Here is a 14,928-nt window from a genome sequence, read left to right as displayed (position 1 = left end):
TTTTTTTTCACAATTTCGGCTTTAATCTTTCCTTAACTTGCTTGCTCCAGGCTCTTGATCGCATTTCTCGATATTTCAGAGCGAAATTTTCGGCTTTAATTCGATAGATAAATCGATAGTCTTGGGCCAGCACTTACAGGATCTAGGCAATGCAGCTACGTAACTCTACTTCCCGCTACGGCTGGGTCAGCATTTTCATGCACTGGGGCGTGGCGCTGGTGGTCTTTGGCCTGTTCGCGCTTGGGCTGTGGATGGTCGGGCTCGACTACTACAGCAGCTGGCGCAAAGACGCGCCGGACCTGCACAAGAGTATCGGCCTGGTGTTGCTGGGTGTGATGGTGCTGCGGGTGTTGTGGCGTTTTATCAGTCCGCCGCCACCGACCCTGTCCAGCTACAGCCGCATGACGCGCCTCGGCGCCAAGTTCGGCCATGGCTTTCTGTATCTCAGTCTGTTTGCTGTGATAGTTGCCGGTTACCTGATTTCCACCGCAGACGGTGTCGGTATTCCGGTGTTTGGTTTGTTTGAAGTGCCTGCGCTGGTCTCCGGACTGCCGGACCAGGCAGATACCGCTGGCGTGATTCACTTCTACCTGGCATGGGTGTTGGTAATTTTTTCCGGCCTCCATGCGTTGGCAGCATTGAAGCACCACTTTATCGACCGTGATGTGACCCTCAAGCGCATGCTGGGTCGCAAAGCCTGAAATTCAACCTCGACTCCAAAGGAAAACAAAGCATGTTGAAAAAGACTCTGGCCGCTCTGGCAATCGGTTCGGCCCTGTTGTCCGCCGGTAACGTAATGGCCGCTGACTACGTCGTCGACAAAGAAGGCCAGCACGCCTTCGTTGACTTCAAGATCAGCCACCTGGGCTACAGCTTCATCACCGGTACTTTCAAGGACATCGACGGCAAGTTCAGCTTCGACGCTGCCAAGCCTGAAGACAGCAAGATCGAGTTCAACGTGAATACCGCCAGCGTGTTCACCAATCATGCCGAGCGCGATAAGCACATCGCCAGTGGTGATTTCCTCAACGCAGGCAAGTTCGCCAAAGCCACCTTCGTTTCCACCAGCGTCAAATCCACCGGCAAGAACGCCGCTGGTAAAGACACTGCCGACGTGGCTGGCGACCTGACCATCGCAGGCGTGACCAAGCCAGTCGTGGTCAAGGCCACTTTCCTGGGTGAAGGCAAGGATCCATGGGGCGGCTACCGTGCCGGTTTCGAAGGCACCACCACCATCAAGCGTTCCGATTTCGGCAAGCAGAAAGACCTGGGCCCAGCGTCCGATGCAGTTGAGCTGTACGTATCCTTTGAAGGTGTGAAGGCGAAGTAATGCTGAGAATGTAGGAGCCGGCTTGCTGGCGATAGCGTTTTTTGCAACACAGCAGAAACCGAGTCGCCCCAATCACCAGCAAACCGGCTCCTGCAGCCCATAAAAAAATGCCCCGGTTCTCACGAGCCGGGGCATTTTTTATGGCAGCAATAACTCAGCGATTGCGGGTCAGCAACGCCGGTTTTTCACCACGAGGACGGCTTGGCAGTTGATCGAGCTGCTCAGGTGTCGGGAAGCGGTCAGCCTTCGACTCCTTGTGCATGATCTTCGGCGCCGGACCACGCGGGTTCTGCACGGCCGGTTCCGAACGCGGCTGGTCGTCACGGGCCGGGCGACGGTTGCGCGAGTCTTCGCGACGGGCCTGGCCGTCACGTGGTGCGCCGTTGCGTGGGCCACTGCGCTTGGCAGGTGGTGTGCCGGTGCTGGCGCCATCGCTGTTGCGTGGACCGTTCTGACGACCCTGTGGCTTGCCGCCGCGTGGTGCGCCCGAGCCCGCTGCCGCGCCTTGTGCCGGAGCACCCGGACGGCGGCCACGGCCTTGAGCCGGTTTTTGTTGCGGCACGTAGTCGACGCGGTTGCCGAAGTTATCGATATCGTCGTCCAGGAACTCGTCTGGAGCACGGTCAGCGGCAGCGCGCGGCGGCTGGCTTGGTTGACGCTGTTCACGGGCCGGGGTGCCTTCGCGTGGCTTTTGCTGACGGGCTGGACGCTCGCCGCGTTCGCCCGATGCCGGTTTTTCCTTGCCTTTGTCCTTGCCCTTGTCTTTACGACCGCCACCGCCACCACCGCCGTTCGGACCGTCGCCGCGCGGGCCACGTGGATTGCGCGGGTTGCGCATGTCCGGACGCTCGCGTGCTTCAGGCTTCTCAGCTTCTACGGCGCTGGCATCGAAGCCCATCAGGTCGCCGTCGGCGATTTTCTGCCTGGTCATGCGTTCGATGCTTTTCAGCAGTTTCTCTTCGTCCGGGGCTACCAGCGAAATCGCCTCGCCCGAACGACCGGCACGGCCGGTACGGCCGATGCGGTGCACGTAGTCTTCATCGACATTCGGCAGCTCGAAGTTGACCACGTGAGGCAACTGGTCGATGTCCAGACCGCGAGCGGCGATGTCGGTGGCTACCAGGATGCGCACGGTGCCGGCCTTGAAGTCGGCCAGGGCTTTGGTGCGGGCGTTCTGGCTCTTGTTACCGTGGATCGCGACGGCGCTCAGGCCGTGTTTGTCCAGATACTCGGCCAGGCGGTTGGCGCCGTGTTTGGTGCGGGTGAACACCAGCACCTGTTCCCACGCGCCTGCGGTGATCAGATGCGCCAGCAGCGCACGCTTGTGGCTGGCAGGCAGGCGGAACACACGCTGTTCGATACGCTCGACCGTGGTGTTCGGCGGCGTGACTTCGATGCGTTCCGGGTTGTGCAGCAGCTTGCCGGCGAGGTCGGTGATGTCTTTGGAGAAGGTAGCGGAGAACAACAGGTTCTGGCGTTTGGCCGGCAGACGGGCCAGGACTTTCTTCACGTCATGGACAAAGCCCATGTCGAGCATGCGGTCAGCTTCGTCCAGCACGAGGATTTCCACGTGGGACAGGTCAACGCTGCCTTGGCCGGCCAGGTCGAGCAAACGACCAGGGCAAGCGACGAGTACGTCTACGCCACGGGACATGGCCTGAACCTGCGGGTTCATGCCGACGCCGCCGAAGATGCAGGCGCTGACGAACTTCAGGTCACGGGCATAGACCTTGAAGCTCTCATGCACTTGCGCCGCGAGTTCGCGAGTAGGGGTCAGGACCAGTACACGCGGTTGGCGCGGGCCGTGACGCTGGGATTTGTCCGGGTGACCGTTGGGGAACAACCGTTCCAGGATCGGAAGGGCGAAGCCGCCGGTTTTACCGGTACCTGTCTGTGCCGCAACCATCAGGTCGCGACCTTGCAACACGGCGGGAATGGCCCGCTGTTGCACCGGAGTAGGCTCGGTATAGCCCGCTGCCTCGATGGCGCGGACTAAAGCCTCGGAGAGACCGAGGGAAGCAAAGGACATGAGTAATCCTGTTCTAAGTTAGGGCTTGGCCCAATGGGAGTCTTGCCTGGCGCGAATAGCGTTTAAGAGGAACGCAATCCCGTCCGGTCCTGCTTCGGTCACGAAGGCTCGTCTGGAGCGCTCGCGCGGGCTGAAAAGCTGCGCTGTAGCGGGGTCGAGATACCTTTACGATTCCGAGCGTCCGGGCGTGAGCCTGGCGGGAACGCCGGAGTATAACAGAGCAATCACTGCGCGCCGCTTTCCTGCTGCTCAACGGTTTTTGCGGTGGTGGCCGTGGTCTTTACGGAGTTCAGGGCGTTCGGCGGTGCCGCGCCATAGCGGGCACTGAGCTCCGCGTAGGCCGGCTCGCGTTTGAAGCGCTTGAGTTCGGCACCAAAGCGCTGCACCAGCAAGTCCATGCCGGCATTGCGGCGCACCGCCAGAAACTGGCTCTGCTGGCTGATAATGGCCGGGTTTTCGGTGATCTTGTCGCGGATGTTCAGTTCATCGAGCAGATGCTGGCCGACCCGGCGGTCGGTGATCAACAGGTCGATCCGGCCGCGTATCAGCTTGCCGAAATTCGCTTCATGGCTGGGAGCCGGTTCGCGAGTGAACAGCGTCGACTCCCGGAAATCCTTGCTGTACAGGTAACCCGGCGAGGTGCCGATGGTCAGGCCGCGCAGTTCGTCGAGGGTGCGAAATGGATGAGGTCGGTCGTTGGCGTAGAACATCACGAACTGCACTTGCGACAACGGTTCGCTGGGGTAGAGCAGGGTCGCATCGCGTTCATCGCTGTGGAAAATGTCCAGCGCGCCATCCGCCTGGCCCGTTTCCAGCATCGACAGGCAGCGTTTCCATGGCAGGAATTGCCACTCCACTTCGATGCCCAGGCGCTTGAAGACAATGGCGGTGGTTTCGTAGTCCAGGCCCAGGGATTTGCCGTTCTCCTCGTACACGTAAGGAGCCCAGGGTTCGGTGACAATGCGCAGCTTCTCGCCTCGAGCGGCAAAGCTCAGGCAAGTGAAAACGAGCAGGGCGAATAACTGCGTGATCAAGGGCATGGGCTGAGATTACGACGAGAAACGCGAAAGAGCCAGAAACTGCCGGCAGATGCTCTAACTCCGTGGATTGGCGCACATATACGGTACGTTGAAAACAAAAAGATCGCAGTCTTCGGCAGGCCCCTGCAGGAGGTCATCATGCAGGAGCCTGCCGAAGGCTGCGATCCTTTGATCTTGCGGTGCTTAACGCGGCAACTTCAGATTGTTCCACACCGCCAGACTCGCTTCAGCCTGGTTCAGTGTGTAGAAGTGCAGGCCCGGTGCGCCACCTTCCAGCAGGCGATCGCACATCTCGGTGATAACCTGCTCGCCGAAACGCTGAATGCTCTGGGTGTCGTCGCCGTACGCTTCCAGTTGCTTGCGGATCCAGCGCGGGATTTCCGCACCGCAGGCATCGGAAAAGCGCGCCAGCTTGCTGTAGTTGGTGATCGGCATGATCCCCGGAACGATCGGGATATTCACGCCCAACGCCCGCACACGCTCGACAAAATAGAAGTAGCTGTCGGCGTTGAAGAAGTACTGAGTGATCGCACTGTCGGCACCGGCGTTGGCCTTGCGCACGAAATTGGCGATATCGTCTTCGAAGTTGCGCGCTTGCGGATGCATTTCCGGGTAAGCGGCGACTTCGATGTGGAAATGCTCGCCGGTCTCTTCACGAATGAATTCAACCAGGTCGTTGGCGTGACGCATTTCGCCGCTGGCCATGCCCATGCCGGAAGGCAGGTCACCGCGCAGGGCAACGATACGCTTGATGCCGGCCGCCTTGTACTGGCTCAGCAGGCCGCGCAGGTCGTCCTTGCTGTCGCCTACGCAGGACAGATGCGGAGCGGCAGGAACTTTGACTTCGCTTTCCAGCTGCAAAACGGTGTTCAGCGTGCGATCACGGGTCGAACCGCCAGCGCCGTAGGTGCAGGAGAAGAAATCAGGGTTGTAAGTGGCCAACTGGCGAGCAGTGGCAAGCAGCTTTTCATGCCCAGCGTCGGTCTTCGTAGGGAAGAACTCGAAGCTGTAGCGACGATCTTGGGACATGGTCATATCCTTGGAAACGCGTAAGCCTGTGGGGCCATGTTGTCCGCAATTGCCAGCAAGCCGGCTCCTACAAGATTGACGTCGTATGGGTTATTCGCATACGACCGCTCCCTTGCAGGAGCCGGCTCGCTGGCGAAACAGGCGACGCGGTGTATCAGAACACCGCATCCCCGGTCCGCGAATCAGTAGCGGTAAGCGTGCGGCTTGAACGGACCTTCGACGGTCACGCCGATGTAGTCGGCCTGGGTCTTGGTCAGTTGAGTCACGACGCCGCCGAAGCCACGGACCATTTCCAGGGCCACTTCTTCGTCGAGTTTTTTCGGCAGTACTTCAACGGTCAGACGCTCGGCTTTCTGGGCTGGCGACAGGTCGGCGTACTTCTGGCCGAACAGGAAGATCTGTGCCAGAACCTGGTTGGCGAACGAACCGTCCATGATGCGGCTCGGGTGGCCAGTGGCGTTGCCCAGGTTAACCAGACGGCCTTCAGCCAGCAGGATCAGGTAGTCGTCGTTCTGGGCATCGAATGCGCCAGCGCCGGTACGGTGGATCTTGTGAACCTGTGGCTTGACTTCTTCCCATGCCCAGTTCTTGCGCATGAAAGCGGTGTCGATTTCGTTGTCGAAGTGGCCGATGTTGCAGACAACAGCGCGCTTCTTCAGGGCTTTGAGCATGTTCGAGTCGCAAACATTGACGTTGCCGGTGGTGGTCACGATCAGGTCGATCTTGCCCAGCAGTGCTTTGTCGATGCTGGCTTCGGTGCCGTTGTTGATACCGTCGATGAACGGCGATACCACTTCGAAACCGTCCATGCAGGCTTGCATGGCGCAGATCGGGTCGACTTCGGAGACTTTAACGATCATGCCTTCCTGACGCAGGGACTGAGCGGAGCCCTTGCCCACGTCGCCGTAACCGATGACCAGTGCTTGCTTGCCGGACAGCAGGTGGTCAGTACCGCGCTTGATCGCATCGTTCAGGCTGTGACGGCAGCCGTACTTGTTGTCGTTCTTGCTCTTGGTGACCGAGTCGTTGACGTTGATGGCCGGGATTTTCAGCTCGCCCTTGGCCAGCATGTCCAGCAGGCGGTGTACGCCGGTGGTGGTTTCTTCGGTCACGCCGTGGACGCGATCCAGAACCTGCGGGTATTTCTTGTGCAGCAGCTCGGTCAGGTCGCCGCCGTCGTCGAGAATCATGTTGGCATCCCAAGGCGCGCCATCTTTGAGGATGGTTTGCTCCAGGCACCACTCGTATTCTTCTTCGGTTTCACCTTTCCAGGCGAAAACCGGGATACCGGCAGCGGCGATGGCAGCAGCAGCCTGGTCTTGAGTCGAGAAAATGTTGCAGGACGACCAGCGTACTTCGGCACCCAGGGCAACCAGGGTTTCGATCAGCACGGCAGTCTGAATGGTCATGTGGATGCAGCCGAGGATCTTCGCGCCCTTGAGTGGCTGCTCGGCGGAATACTTGCTACGCAGACCCATCAGTGCCGGCATTTCGGATTCGGCGATGATGGTTTCGCGACGGCCCCAGGCAGCCAGGGACATGTCGGCAACTTTGTAGTCGTTAAAATCTGCAGGCGTGATAACAGCGCTCATGAAGAGCCTCCATTCGTAATGTATGCGAATGGGCGCCGTTGTGCGTTTAGTGTCCGGCCATGGAAGGTCGGGCAACGCCCCATCCGAGCCTGACAGGTCTAGCCTGCTGCAGCGCCCCTCGGACAGGTGGCGGGAAAACGGTATCAATGGATCGTTACCGTTTTGAAACGGAGGCGATTATAGCGGGCTATGCTGATCTTCCAAAGCCTTTCTGTTGGTCAATGTCCGAACGGTAATCGAGGCCATAGGCGATGCCTGATAGAGCTCTAGGTCGGGCTCTGCCATGATGGTCAGCATCATTCGGCAAGACGCTCAGGAGTGACCATGAATTTCCACACCCGCAAATGGGTTAAACCCGAAGACCTCAACCCCAACGGTACGCTGTTCGGTGGCAGCCTGTTGCGCTGGCTCGACGAAGAAGCGGCGATCTACGCCATCGTCCAGTTGGGTAACCAGCGTGTGGTGACCAAGTACATTTCCGAAATCAACTTCGTCAGCGCCTCGCGCCAGGGCGACATCATCGAGCTGGGCATCACCGCCACCGAGTTCGGTCGCACCTCGATCACCCTCAAGTGCGAAGTGAGGAACAAGATCAGCCGCAAAAGCATCCTGACGGTGGAGAAGATTGTCTTCGTCAACCTGGGGGAGGACGGGCTGCCAGCGCCGCACGGCCGGACTGAGATCAAGTACGTCAAAGACCAGTTCAAGGATGAAGGCGCCGTCGAATAATTTGAAGTTGACGAACGGAATCTGAGCCGCGCGGGTCGTAACTACATCGCACACCAGCGGTTCAGGAATCCCATGGACACTAAAAAAGACGGCAAGACCCCCGACCTCTCGGCTAAAGAACAGCACGAGGTCGAAAAAAACCAGCCGCCACGCGCGGCGGTGTTGCACGAAATCATCCGTACCCAGGGCGATCAGGAACTGGAGCGAAGCGTCGCTGCACTTTGGTGGTCGGCATTGGCCGCCGGTCTGACCATGGGGCTTTCGTTGATGGGCATGGGTTTGCTCAACTCTCGACTGCCGGACGGCGAAGGGTTCAAGGTGATCGCCAGTTTCGGCTATTGCGCCGGATTTCTCGCGGTGATTCTTGCGCGTCAGCAACTCTTCACCGAAAACACCCTGACCGCCGTGCTGCCGATCATGAGCAAGCCCACGCCTGGAAACTTCGGTCGCTTGCTGCGGCTGTGGGCGGTGGTTCTGGTGGGCAACCTCTGCGGCACCTTGTTGGTGGCTTACGTCATGCTGGAGTTGCCTATTTTCGACAGCAAGACCGACGTAGCCTTTCTCGACATCGGTCGCAAGGTCATGGAAAACGACGTCAGTCAGATGTTCGCCAAGGGCATCATCTCAGGCTGGATGATCGCGACCATGGTCTGGATGATCCCGTCCATGGAGAGTGCCAAGATGTGGATCATCATCCTCATCACCTATCTCATGGCCTTAGGGGATTTCACGCACATCGTGGTCGGTTCGCTGGAGGTCGGTTATCTGGTGTTTGCCGGTGAGCTGCCGTGGAAAGATTTTTGGCTGGTGTTTGCCGGGCCGACACTGGCGGGGAACATTGTGGGTGGCAGCTTTATCTTCGCGTTGATCAGTCATGCGCAGATTCGCAGTGAAAGCGGTGCACCGAAAGACGATGGCGGCAAGACCGGCCCGGACTCTGCCAATAAAACCAATGGACGGTAAAATCGAGCGAGACAATAGGTGGTTGCTCGCCCGACTCGGTCCGGCGTTACGTTTACTGAGCGGGAATCAGCCATGCCCGTGCTTGAGTGATCGTGGTCGAGTTGAATGGACCCGACGAACTCAGAAGGCTGCGCGAGATATATTGATCAGCAATCCGATTGAGTACAGCGTTAAAGCCCGCGGGATTCGTCGACTCGCGTAATTCGAGTATTGCCTTGTTTAACAGCTTGACGTTCGAATCAGGCTGGCCATGACGGTATAGAGAGGGATAGATCACTTCACGGATGAAGTTTTCGGCCTTGGTCTTGATATCACGCACGCCCATTTCCTCGATCGCCCGAGTCATCACCACGGATTTGGGGCCTGCCAGCCGGGCATCCATGCGTTTAACGGTTTGTAGCAGCTCCATGTAATCTGCAGCGTTTCCATGGTTTAGTTTATTTGCCAGCCATTCAATTTTCCCCGACCTGTCGGCGAGTTGATCAAGACGGTCGATGGCAACTTTCAGTGGAGCAGTAAGGTCGAGCTTGTCGGAGCCGGTGGCTTTCGCTTCGATCAGGGCCTGGGTCAACTCGGCCAATGTCTGATGAGCCGCTTGGCGGAACTGGATGACTTCTGCGCAACCCGGATCGTTTTGCAGCTCATTCGCCGCCGCGTCGAATAATCGGTCATCGAGGGCGAGCAGGGCGCCGCCGATTGAATTGAACGTGTAGGTTTCGCTGCTCTCACGGCGCCGCAGGTGTTCACCCACCGCACCTTCCAGTTTTTGCTGCAAGTGGTTCTTGTGTTCCAGCGGCATGCTGAAGTTGACGGTGCCGTTTAACGTCGTCGTAAAGTCTCCTTCTGTTGTCTTCAATGGAACGATGACTGTTTGCTTATCAAAGGCTTTAATGCCGCTCGCTTCTAGTGCGTCCCGCGCCGCGTAGTTCACACCGACGAATCTATCGGTGATGTTCGAGCCCAGTGTTCCACGATCTTTTTTTGTGCCGCCATTGCCGCTCTCGAACTTGAGAATCAACTGATCGTGTTCGGGAATCGAGCTCATCGGAAATTGCAATTCGTAAAGGTCCACGACCGGGGTGTTGAGCATGATTCCGCCGTCCTGGAAGGCGGTCAGCTCTGCGTCAGTCTGGAAGGGCAATCCCTGTTCCGAAGGCTGCTGGAAGACAACGGGCAGCGAGCCTGAAATATGGGCGGCGCGGGCCACGTCCATCTCCGGAGTCAGGCTGGCGTTGAACACCACCATTTGTGGCCGGCCGTCGAGCATGGCGGTTCCGGTGATATGCAGTAGTTTGATTTCCGGCATCTCCTTGCTCAGTGTCGCCAGATCACCGAATGTCACATAGCCATTGGTTTTTATGTGTTCTACGCAGTCTCTGCTTTGCTGCGAAAGCTGTCGTTGTGGGTCGCCAGAGGCCTGTTTGAAGCGCGACTGAACCGACTCCACCATTTTCTCGTGAAGCAGTTCTTCCAATGGTGCGGCTTTGGACTGAAGACGAGGCATCAGATCGAACAACAGTCGTCCTATGTTGCCAGTCTTTCCCGGGATCTTGGCGATGCCTTTGCCAATCGCTGAACTGACTTGCTGTATCGGTCCCAGAATCTTGTTGTGACTGTCGAGCAGCGCTACGAGGTTAGTCTCGTCCGACATCTTGTCGAAGTCTGCGTGAGTCATGCCGCTGGCCAGAAAAGCTGCCGAAATAGCGCCGGCCGATGAGCCGGAAATGCTTTTTACTTTGCCCAGCGCCCCATGATCTTCCATTGCTTTGACCATCCCTGCGAACGCCACGCCCTTTGCACCGCCGCCGCTAAGTACCAGGTGTTCGATGGCGGGGCGCTTGAGGTCCATTTCGACCACCCCATCTGAAAACTGCCGGATCGTCAGCTCCCGGTCGCCCAGGGATTGCACCAGTATTTCAGAACTGCCTTGGCCGATTCGAATGTTATCCCGCTTGAAATCACTCCAATCACTGGGGTTCGGTGCTGTCGGTGTGCGACCTCCCTGGATGGCTGAAGAGCGGGGTGTGGGCATTGCCGTGTTGAAATTGATCATGGATGCCTCTTCCTTTGAGAACGATTGCGGTAGTCGTACTTTAGGAGACTCGAGGACGCTCGGGTGCGTGGTGAAATGAGTTGAGACACATGGCTGAAACCGCGTCGGGAAGTGGCGGGGCAAGGCTGAAAGGCCCTGGAGTGGGTCTTTCAGCCGGGCATCAAAAGCGCGGTGTAAGGGGCAGAGGAAACTTCATACGACTCGCGTCCGAATTGGCCGGGTCTTTCATTCCGGTTTTCTCGTCGCGATTTAACCGACCATTTCTGGCACAGCGGCATTGCGCCGTTGCAGATAAATGAAAAACAGGGCCGTCAGCACGGTCAGGCCGCTGACCAGGGCGCCGGTCCAGGGCAGGTCCGCGAGGTCTGCGCCGCTGGCTACGACCAATCCGCCAATCCAGGCGCCCGCCGCATTGCCGAGGTTGAAGGCGCTTTGGTTCAGCGTCGAGCCAAGGTTCGGTGCTTCATGGGCTTGATCGATGATCAGCAGTTGCAGGATCGGGCACAGGGCGAACGCGAAAATGCCCCATAGCACCAGCGTGATCGCTGCCGGGACAACCGAATGGCTGGTCTGGCTGAACGCGGCCAGGACCACCACCACGGCCAAGGCCATGCCGACCAGTGAAGGCAACAGGCGACTGTCAGCCAAGCGTCCGCCGAGCATGCTGCCCGCGGTCAGGCCCACGCCGAACAACAGCAGCATGATCGTCACGCCATGGGGACTGACGCCGGTGATGTCCTGGAGGATCGGCGCGATGTAGGTGAACACGCTGAACAGGCTGGTCGAAGCCAATACGCTCATGCCCAGGGCCAACAGCACGTTGGCCTTGCCCAGCACTTTGAATTCGCTGGCGAGATTGGCTTTGTCCATCGCGATGTTTTTCGGCAACCAGACCCATTGTGCAATGGCGGCGATGACACCGATGACCGACACCGCCCAGAACGTCGAGCGCCAGCCGGCGTATTGCCCAAGTGCGGTCCCCAGGGGGACGCCCAGTACATTGGCGAGAGTCAGGCCGGTGAACATCATGGCAATCGCCTGGGCGCGTTTGTTCGGTGCGACCAGGCCGGCGGCGACAACCGAACCAATGCCGAAGAACGCTCCATGACACAGCGCCGTCACCACCCTGGCGGCCATCAGCGTGGCGTAATTCGGTGCCAGGGCGCAGAGCATGTTGCCGAGAATGAACATCAGCGTCATGCCCAGCAGCGTGGCTTTGCGTGGCATGTTGGCGGTGCCGACCGCGAGGATAGGCGCGCCGAACACTACGCCCAGGGCGTAGCCGGTGATCAGCAGCCCGGCGTGGGGAATGCTCACGGCCAGGTCGCGGGCGACATCGGGGAGCAGGCCCATGATGACGAATTCAGTGGTGCCGATGCCGAACGCGGCAACAGCGAGGGCAAGCAAAGCGAGTGGCATGCGCAAGGTCTCTGTCGGTAGTCTTGACGCTTTGATCAGGCATACGCATGCCGGGGGCTGTTCTCGATGAGAACAGGCCAAGGCAGTTTTTATTGGAATTGGTCTGTGTGCGGCTGAGTGTGGCGTGGTCGCTTGCAGTATAAACAGCCACTGACATATGGCGAATCAATTCTCTACCAAAAAGGAGTGTGCCGTGCTTGCGACGGCTTTGGTGTTGGTGGCGGCGCTGTTGCACGCGGCGTGGAATACCCTGATCAAATTCAGTGCCGAACGACTGTTGGTCGTGGCCTGCATGGACAGCGTGGCTCTGTTGTTTGTCGTGGTGATGTTGCCGTTCGTGGCGTTGCCGCCGCTGGATATCTGGCCGTGGATTCTGGCCTCGGCGGCATTTGAGTTGCTCTACCGCTATTTACTTATCCAGGCGTATCGGGTCGGTGACCTCGGGCTGGTCTATCCGCTGATGCGCGGGCTGTCACCCCTGGTGGTGCTGGCGCTGACGCTGATCTTTGCGGGTGAGGTGCTGACCAACCAGCAGATCTTCGGGATCCTGTTGATCCCGCTCGGCATGCTGTGCCTGCTTTGGCAGGGCGGCGGCGGTGCCCGTCTGCCGTGGTCGATGCTGCCGGTGGTGGTGTTGATCGGCCTGTGCATCGGTTGTTACACCTTCATCGACGGGCAGGCGCTGCGGCGTTGGTCACACCCGCTGGATTACCTGGTCTGGGTGACTCTGCTCAGCGCCTGGCCGTTTCCCTTGTTGGCCTGGGTGCGGAAACGGCCGGCGTTCAGGTTGTTCTGGCGCGAGCAGTGGCGGCTGGGGTTGGCTGTCGGTTTTTGCGTGTTGTTCAGCTACGCTCTGGTGCTGTGGGCCATGCAGTTGGGGTCGATTGCAGAAGCGGCGGCGCTGCGCGAGATCAGCGTGATACTGGTCGTGCTGTTTGGCATGCGCTACCTGAAAGAACCTTTTGGCGGACCGCGCCTCTTAGCTTGTGGGCTGGTGTTGATCGGCATATTGGTCATGAAATTCTGACCACTCTGAAACGTGAAAAAGGGACTGTTTAATGAATGTTGCTCTGTGGTGCATTTTGATCGCGATTTTCCTGCCCTACATCTGCACGGGCATCGCCAAGGCCAGTGGCGGGTATCGTCTGAGTGACAACCATGACCCCCGGGATTTTCTCGAGTCACTCAATGGTTTGGCCCGGCGCGCGCATGCGGCGCAACTGAACAGTTTTGAAGTGACTCCGGCGTTCGCGGCGGCAGTGATCGTTGCGCACCTGGTGGGCAATGCGGAATTGGTGACGATCAATGTGTTGGCGGTGCTGTTCATCACCAGTCGGCTGTTGTACATCATTTGCTATCTGGCGGACTGGGCGATTTTGCGCTCGTTGGTGTGGTTTGTGGGGATGGGCTTGATCGTCAGCTTTTTTGTGGTGTCGGTCTGAAAGAGCGGCGCTGAAAACGTAGACCCATAGGAGCCGGCTTGCCGGCTCCTGCAGATCTCACGGGTTCACGGGTTATTTTTCTGCATCCGGGACCTGCGGCACTTGTGGCAACGCCGCGCCCTTTGGCCACAGCATCCAGATCTGCCCCTGTTGCTTCATGTCCCCAGCCAGTTGCCCGGCGGCCTCGCCAGTGCCCCAGAACAGGTCCGCACGCACTTCGCCGGCAATCGCACCGCCGGTGTCCTGTGCCGCCACCGGCCGAACCAGCGCAGTGCCGTCCGGCTTGGTGGTGGATAACCACAGCAGGCTGCCCAGCGGAATCACTTTGCGATCCACTGCGGCGCTGTAGCCAGCCGTCAGCGGTACGTTGAGCGAGCCGCGCGGGCCTTCATTGCTGTCCGGATTACGGGTGAAGAACACGTAGCTCGGGTTGCTGCCGAGCAGTTCCGGGATGCGTGAAGGATTGGCTTTCGCCCAGTCGCTGATCGCGCCCATGGTCACGTCTTCTTTCTTCAGCTCGCCTTGCTCCACCAGCCAGCGGCCGATGGGGCGATACGGGTGGCCGTTCTGGTCGGCGTAAGCGATGCGCAGTTGACGACCACTGTCGAGCTGGATGCGACCGGAACCCTGGATTTGCAGGAATTGCAGGTTCATCGGATCGGTCAGCCAGGCCACTACGGGAGCCTTGACCCCTTGGGATTCGATTGTCGCGGCATCGTCGTACGGTTTGAGTACGCGGCCTTCGAGTCGACCGCGCAGTCGCTTGCCTTTGAGTTCCGGGTAAATGCTGTCGAGGGACACGATGATCATGTCTTCCGGGACGCCATACACCGGCACATTGGCAACGCTGGTTTGGGTCAGGCTGCCGGGGTAGACCGGTTCGTAGTAACCGGTGATCAAACCGTTGGGATTGTCATTGGCAGCGCGCAGGCCGTAGACATCGAGGTTCTGCTTGAGAAAGCCGCGAATCTCACTGGCGGTTTGCGGCACATTGGCGGCCGCCGCGCAGGTGCCGCCCCACACCGGATCCGCCTTGAGCCGGTTGCACGCGCTGCGCCACGAACCGAAACCGGCGACGAGGTCGCTGTCGGACACTGCCGGCAAGGCTTCCCATGTGGCACTGGAGTAAGTGGCCAACGCATGGGTTTTCGGTTGTTGCTTGTCGCCACCGGTGCAGCCTGCGAGCAGGGCCACCATCGGCAGGGTCCAGGTCAAACTGTGGCGCCATGCCTTGAAACGGCTGTTCATGGAGTGATTCCTTTGCCGGTTGCCTGAGAGCTCCATGCGCTCATACAACCCGTA

13 protein-coding genes and 1 riboswitch are annotated in these 14,928 nt (G+C 59.0%); of the genes, 6 read left to right on the top strand and 7 right to left on the bottom strand.

Annotation, left to right across the window (positions count from 1 at the left end; translation table 11 throughout):
- The first annotated feature begins 149 nt into the window (after window positions 1-149).
- Together M5G20_RS09180 and M5G20_RS09175 are read left to right on the top strand one after the other, a co-directional pair.
- The gene (locus M5G20_RS09180; protein ID WP_273918893.1) at window positions 150-701 is read left to right on the top strand and encodes a cytochrome b; all 552 of its coding nucleotides are present in this window, start codon (window positions 150-152) and stop codon (window positions 699-701) included.
- Window positions 702-733: 32 nt separating this feature from the next.
- Window positions 734-1,330 carry a YceI family protein gene (locus M5G20_RS09175; protein WP_248692246.1) on the top strand — a complete coding sequence of 199 codons (597 nt, stop codon included), beginning with the start codon at window positions 734-736 and terminating at the stop codon, window positions 1,328-1,330.
- Between the two features lie 154 nt (window positions 1,331-1,484).
- On the opposite strand, the gene M5G20_RS09170 is transcribed toward M5G20_RS09175, so the two are convergent.
- The 4 genes from M5G20_RS09170 to ahcY all read right to left on the bottom strand — a co-directional run bounded on the left by M5G20_RS09170 (window position 1,485) and on the right by ahcY (window position 7,020).
- On the bottom strand, window positions 1,485-3,359 hold the full coding sequence (locus M5G20_RS09170) for a DEAD/DEAH box helicase (protein ID WP_273918892.1): 1,875 nt from the start codon (window positions 3,357-3,359) through the stop codon (window positions 1,485-1,487).
- 224 nt (window positions 3,360-3,583) lie between these two features.
- A complete protein-coding gene (locus M5G20_RS09165; RefSeq protein WP_273918891.1) occupies window positions 3,584-4,399 on the bottom strand; it encodes a substrate-binding periplasmic protein in 816 nt (271 codons plus the stop codon).
- A gap of 183 nt (window positions 4,400-4,582) precedes the next feature.
- Window positions 4,583-5,428, bottom strand: coding sequence for a methylenetetrahydrofolate reductase [NAD(P)H] (metF, locus tag M5G20_RS09160; protein ID WP_273918890.1), 846 nt, complete (start codon window positions 5,426-5,428; stop codon window positions 4,583-4,585).
- Between the two features lie 182 nt (window positions 5,429-5,610).
- Window positions 5,611-7,020: an adenosylhomocysteinase gene (ahcY, locus tag M5G20_RS09155; protein WP_212626339.1), complete on the bottom strand. Its 1,410-nt coding sequence runs from the start codon at window positions 7,018-7,020 to the stop codon at window positions 5,611-5,613.
- A gap of 23 nt (window positions 7,021-7,043) precedes the next feature.
- A riboswitch (S-adenosyl-L-homocysteine riboswitch) is annotated at window positions 7,044-7,146 on the bottom strand.
- Window positions 7,147-7,344: 198 nt separating this feature from the next.
- Here ahcY and M5G20_RS09150 point away from each other — a divergent pair.
- Window positions 7,345-7,749 (top strand): acyl-CoA thioesterase, encoded by a 405-nt coding sequence (locus M5G20_RS09150; RefSeq protein ID WP_273918889.1) that lies wholly within the window; start codon window positions 7,345-7,347, stop codon window positions 7,747-7,749.
- 72 nt (window positions 7,750-7,821) lie between these two features.
- On the top strand, window positions 7,822-8,712 hold the full coding sequence (locus M5G20_RS09145; protein WP_273918888.1) for a formate/nitrite transporter family protein: 891 nt from the start codon (window positions 7,822-7,824) through the stop codon (window positions 8,710-8,712).
- 52 nt (window positions 8,713-8,764) lie between these two features.
- Here M5G20_RS09145 and M5G20_RS09140 read toward each other — a convergent pair whose 3' ends face one another.
- Window positions 8,765-10,765 (bottom strand): patatin-like phospholipase family protein, encoded by a 2,001-nt coding sequence (locus M5G20_RS09140; RefSeq protein WP_273918887.1) that lies wholly within the window; start codon window positions 10,763-10,765, stop codon window positions 8,765-8,767.
- 249 nt (window positions 10,766-11,014) lie between these two features.
- Window positions 11,015-12,184: an MFS transporter gene (locus M5G20_RS09135; protein WP_273918886.1), complete on the bottom strand. Its 1,170-nt coding sequence runs from the start codon at window positions 12,182-12,184 to the stop codon at window positions 11,015-11,017.
- Window positions 12,185-12,377: 193 nt separating this feature from the next.
- On the opposite strand from M5G20_RS09135, the gene M5G20_RS09130 reads away from it, so the two are divergent.
- Both M5G20_RS09130 and M5G20_RS09125 read left to right on the top strand, forming a co-directional pair.
- Complete coding sequence (locus M5G20_RS09130) at window positions 12,378-13,211, top strand: EamA family transporter (RefSeq protein WP_273918885.1); 834 nt, start codon at window positions 12,378-12,380, stop codon at window positions 13,209-13,211.
- Between the two features lie 31 nt (window positions 13,212-13,242).
- Window positions 13,243-13,626 (top strand): MAPEG family protein, encoded by a 384-nt coding sequence (locus M5G20_RS09125; protein WP_075946270.1) that lies wholly within the window; start codon window positions 13,243-13,245, stop codon window positions 13,624-13,626.
- A 72-nt stretch (window positions 13,627-13,698) separates the two neighbouring features.
- Here M5G20_RS09125 and mltA read toward each other — a convergent pair whose 3' ends face one another.
- Window positions 13,699-14,874 carry a murein transglycosylase A gene (mltA, locus tag M5G20_RS09120; RefSeq protein ID WP_273918884.1) on the bottom strand — a complete coding sequence of 392 codons (1,176 nt, stop codon included), beginning with the start codon at window positions 14,872-14,874 and terminating at the stop codon, window positions 13,699-13,701.
- Window positions 14,875-14,928: the final 54 nt, after the last annotated feature.

It is taken from the genome of Pseudomonas sp. TNT2022 ID1044 (genome assembly GCF_028656895.1).
Classification (GTDB): domain Bacteria; phylum Pseudomonadota; class Gammaproteobacteria; order Pseudomonadales; family Pseudomonadaceae; genus Aquipseudomonas; species Aquipseudomonas reinekei.
Note: the sequence above shows the minus strand (reverse complement) of the source record. Positions and strands in the feature narration are given on the sequence as shown.

Excerpts from the sequence above, each read along its gene's own strand:
- M5G20_RS09140 (WP_273918887.1), bottom strand. The coding sequence starts at position 10,765 with ATGATCAATTTCAACACGGCAATGCCCACACCCCGCTCTTCAGCCATC.
- M5G20_RS09145 (WP_273918888.1), top strand. The coding sequence starts at position 7,822 with ATGGACACTAAAAAAGACGGCAAGACCCCCGACCTCTCGGCTAAAGAA.
- M5G20_RS09170 (WP_273918892.1), bottom strand. The coding sequence starts at position 3,359 with ATGTCCTTTGCTTCCCTCGGTCTCTCCGAGGCTTTAGTCCGCGCCATC.
- M5G20_RS09125 (WP_075946270.1), top strand. The coding sequence starts at position 13,243 with ATGAATGTTGCTCTGTGGTGCATTTTGATCGCGATTTTCCTGCCCTAC.
- mltA (WP_273918884.1), bottom strand. The coding sequence starts at position 14,874 with ATGAACAGCCGTTTCAAGGCATGGCGCCACAGTTTGACCTGGACCCTG.
- metF (WP_273918890.1), bottom strand. The coding sequence starts at position 5,428 with ATGTCCCAAGATCGTCGCTACAGCTTCGAGTTCTTCCCTACGAAGACC.
- M5G20_RS09150 (WP_273918889.1), top strand. The coding sequence starts at position 7,345 with ATGAATTTCCACACCCGCAAATGGGTTAAACCCGAAGACCTCAACCCC.
- ahcY (WP_212626339.1), bottom strand. The coding sequence starts at position 7,020 with ATGAGCGCTGTTATCACGCCTGCAGATTTTAACGACTACAAAGTTGCC.
- M5G20_RS09180 (WP_273918893.1), top strand. The coding sequence starts at position 150 with ATGCAGCTACGTAACTCTACTTCCCGCTACGGCTGGGTCAGCATTTTC.
- M5G20_RS09135 (WP_273918886.1), bottom strand. The coding sequence starts at position 12,184 with ATGCCACTCGCTTTGCTTGCCCTCGCTGTTGCCGCGTTCGGCATCGGC.
- M5G20_RS09165 (WP_273918891.1), bottom strand. The coding sequence starts at position 4,399 with ATGCCCTTGATCACGCAGTTATTCGCCCTGCTCGTTTTCACTTGCCTG.
- M5G20_RS09175 (WP_248692246.1), top strand. The coding sequence starts at position 734 with ATGTTGAAAAAGACTCTGGCCGCTCTGGCAATCGGTTCGGCCCTGTTG.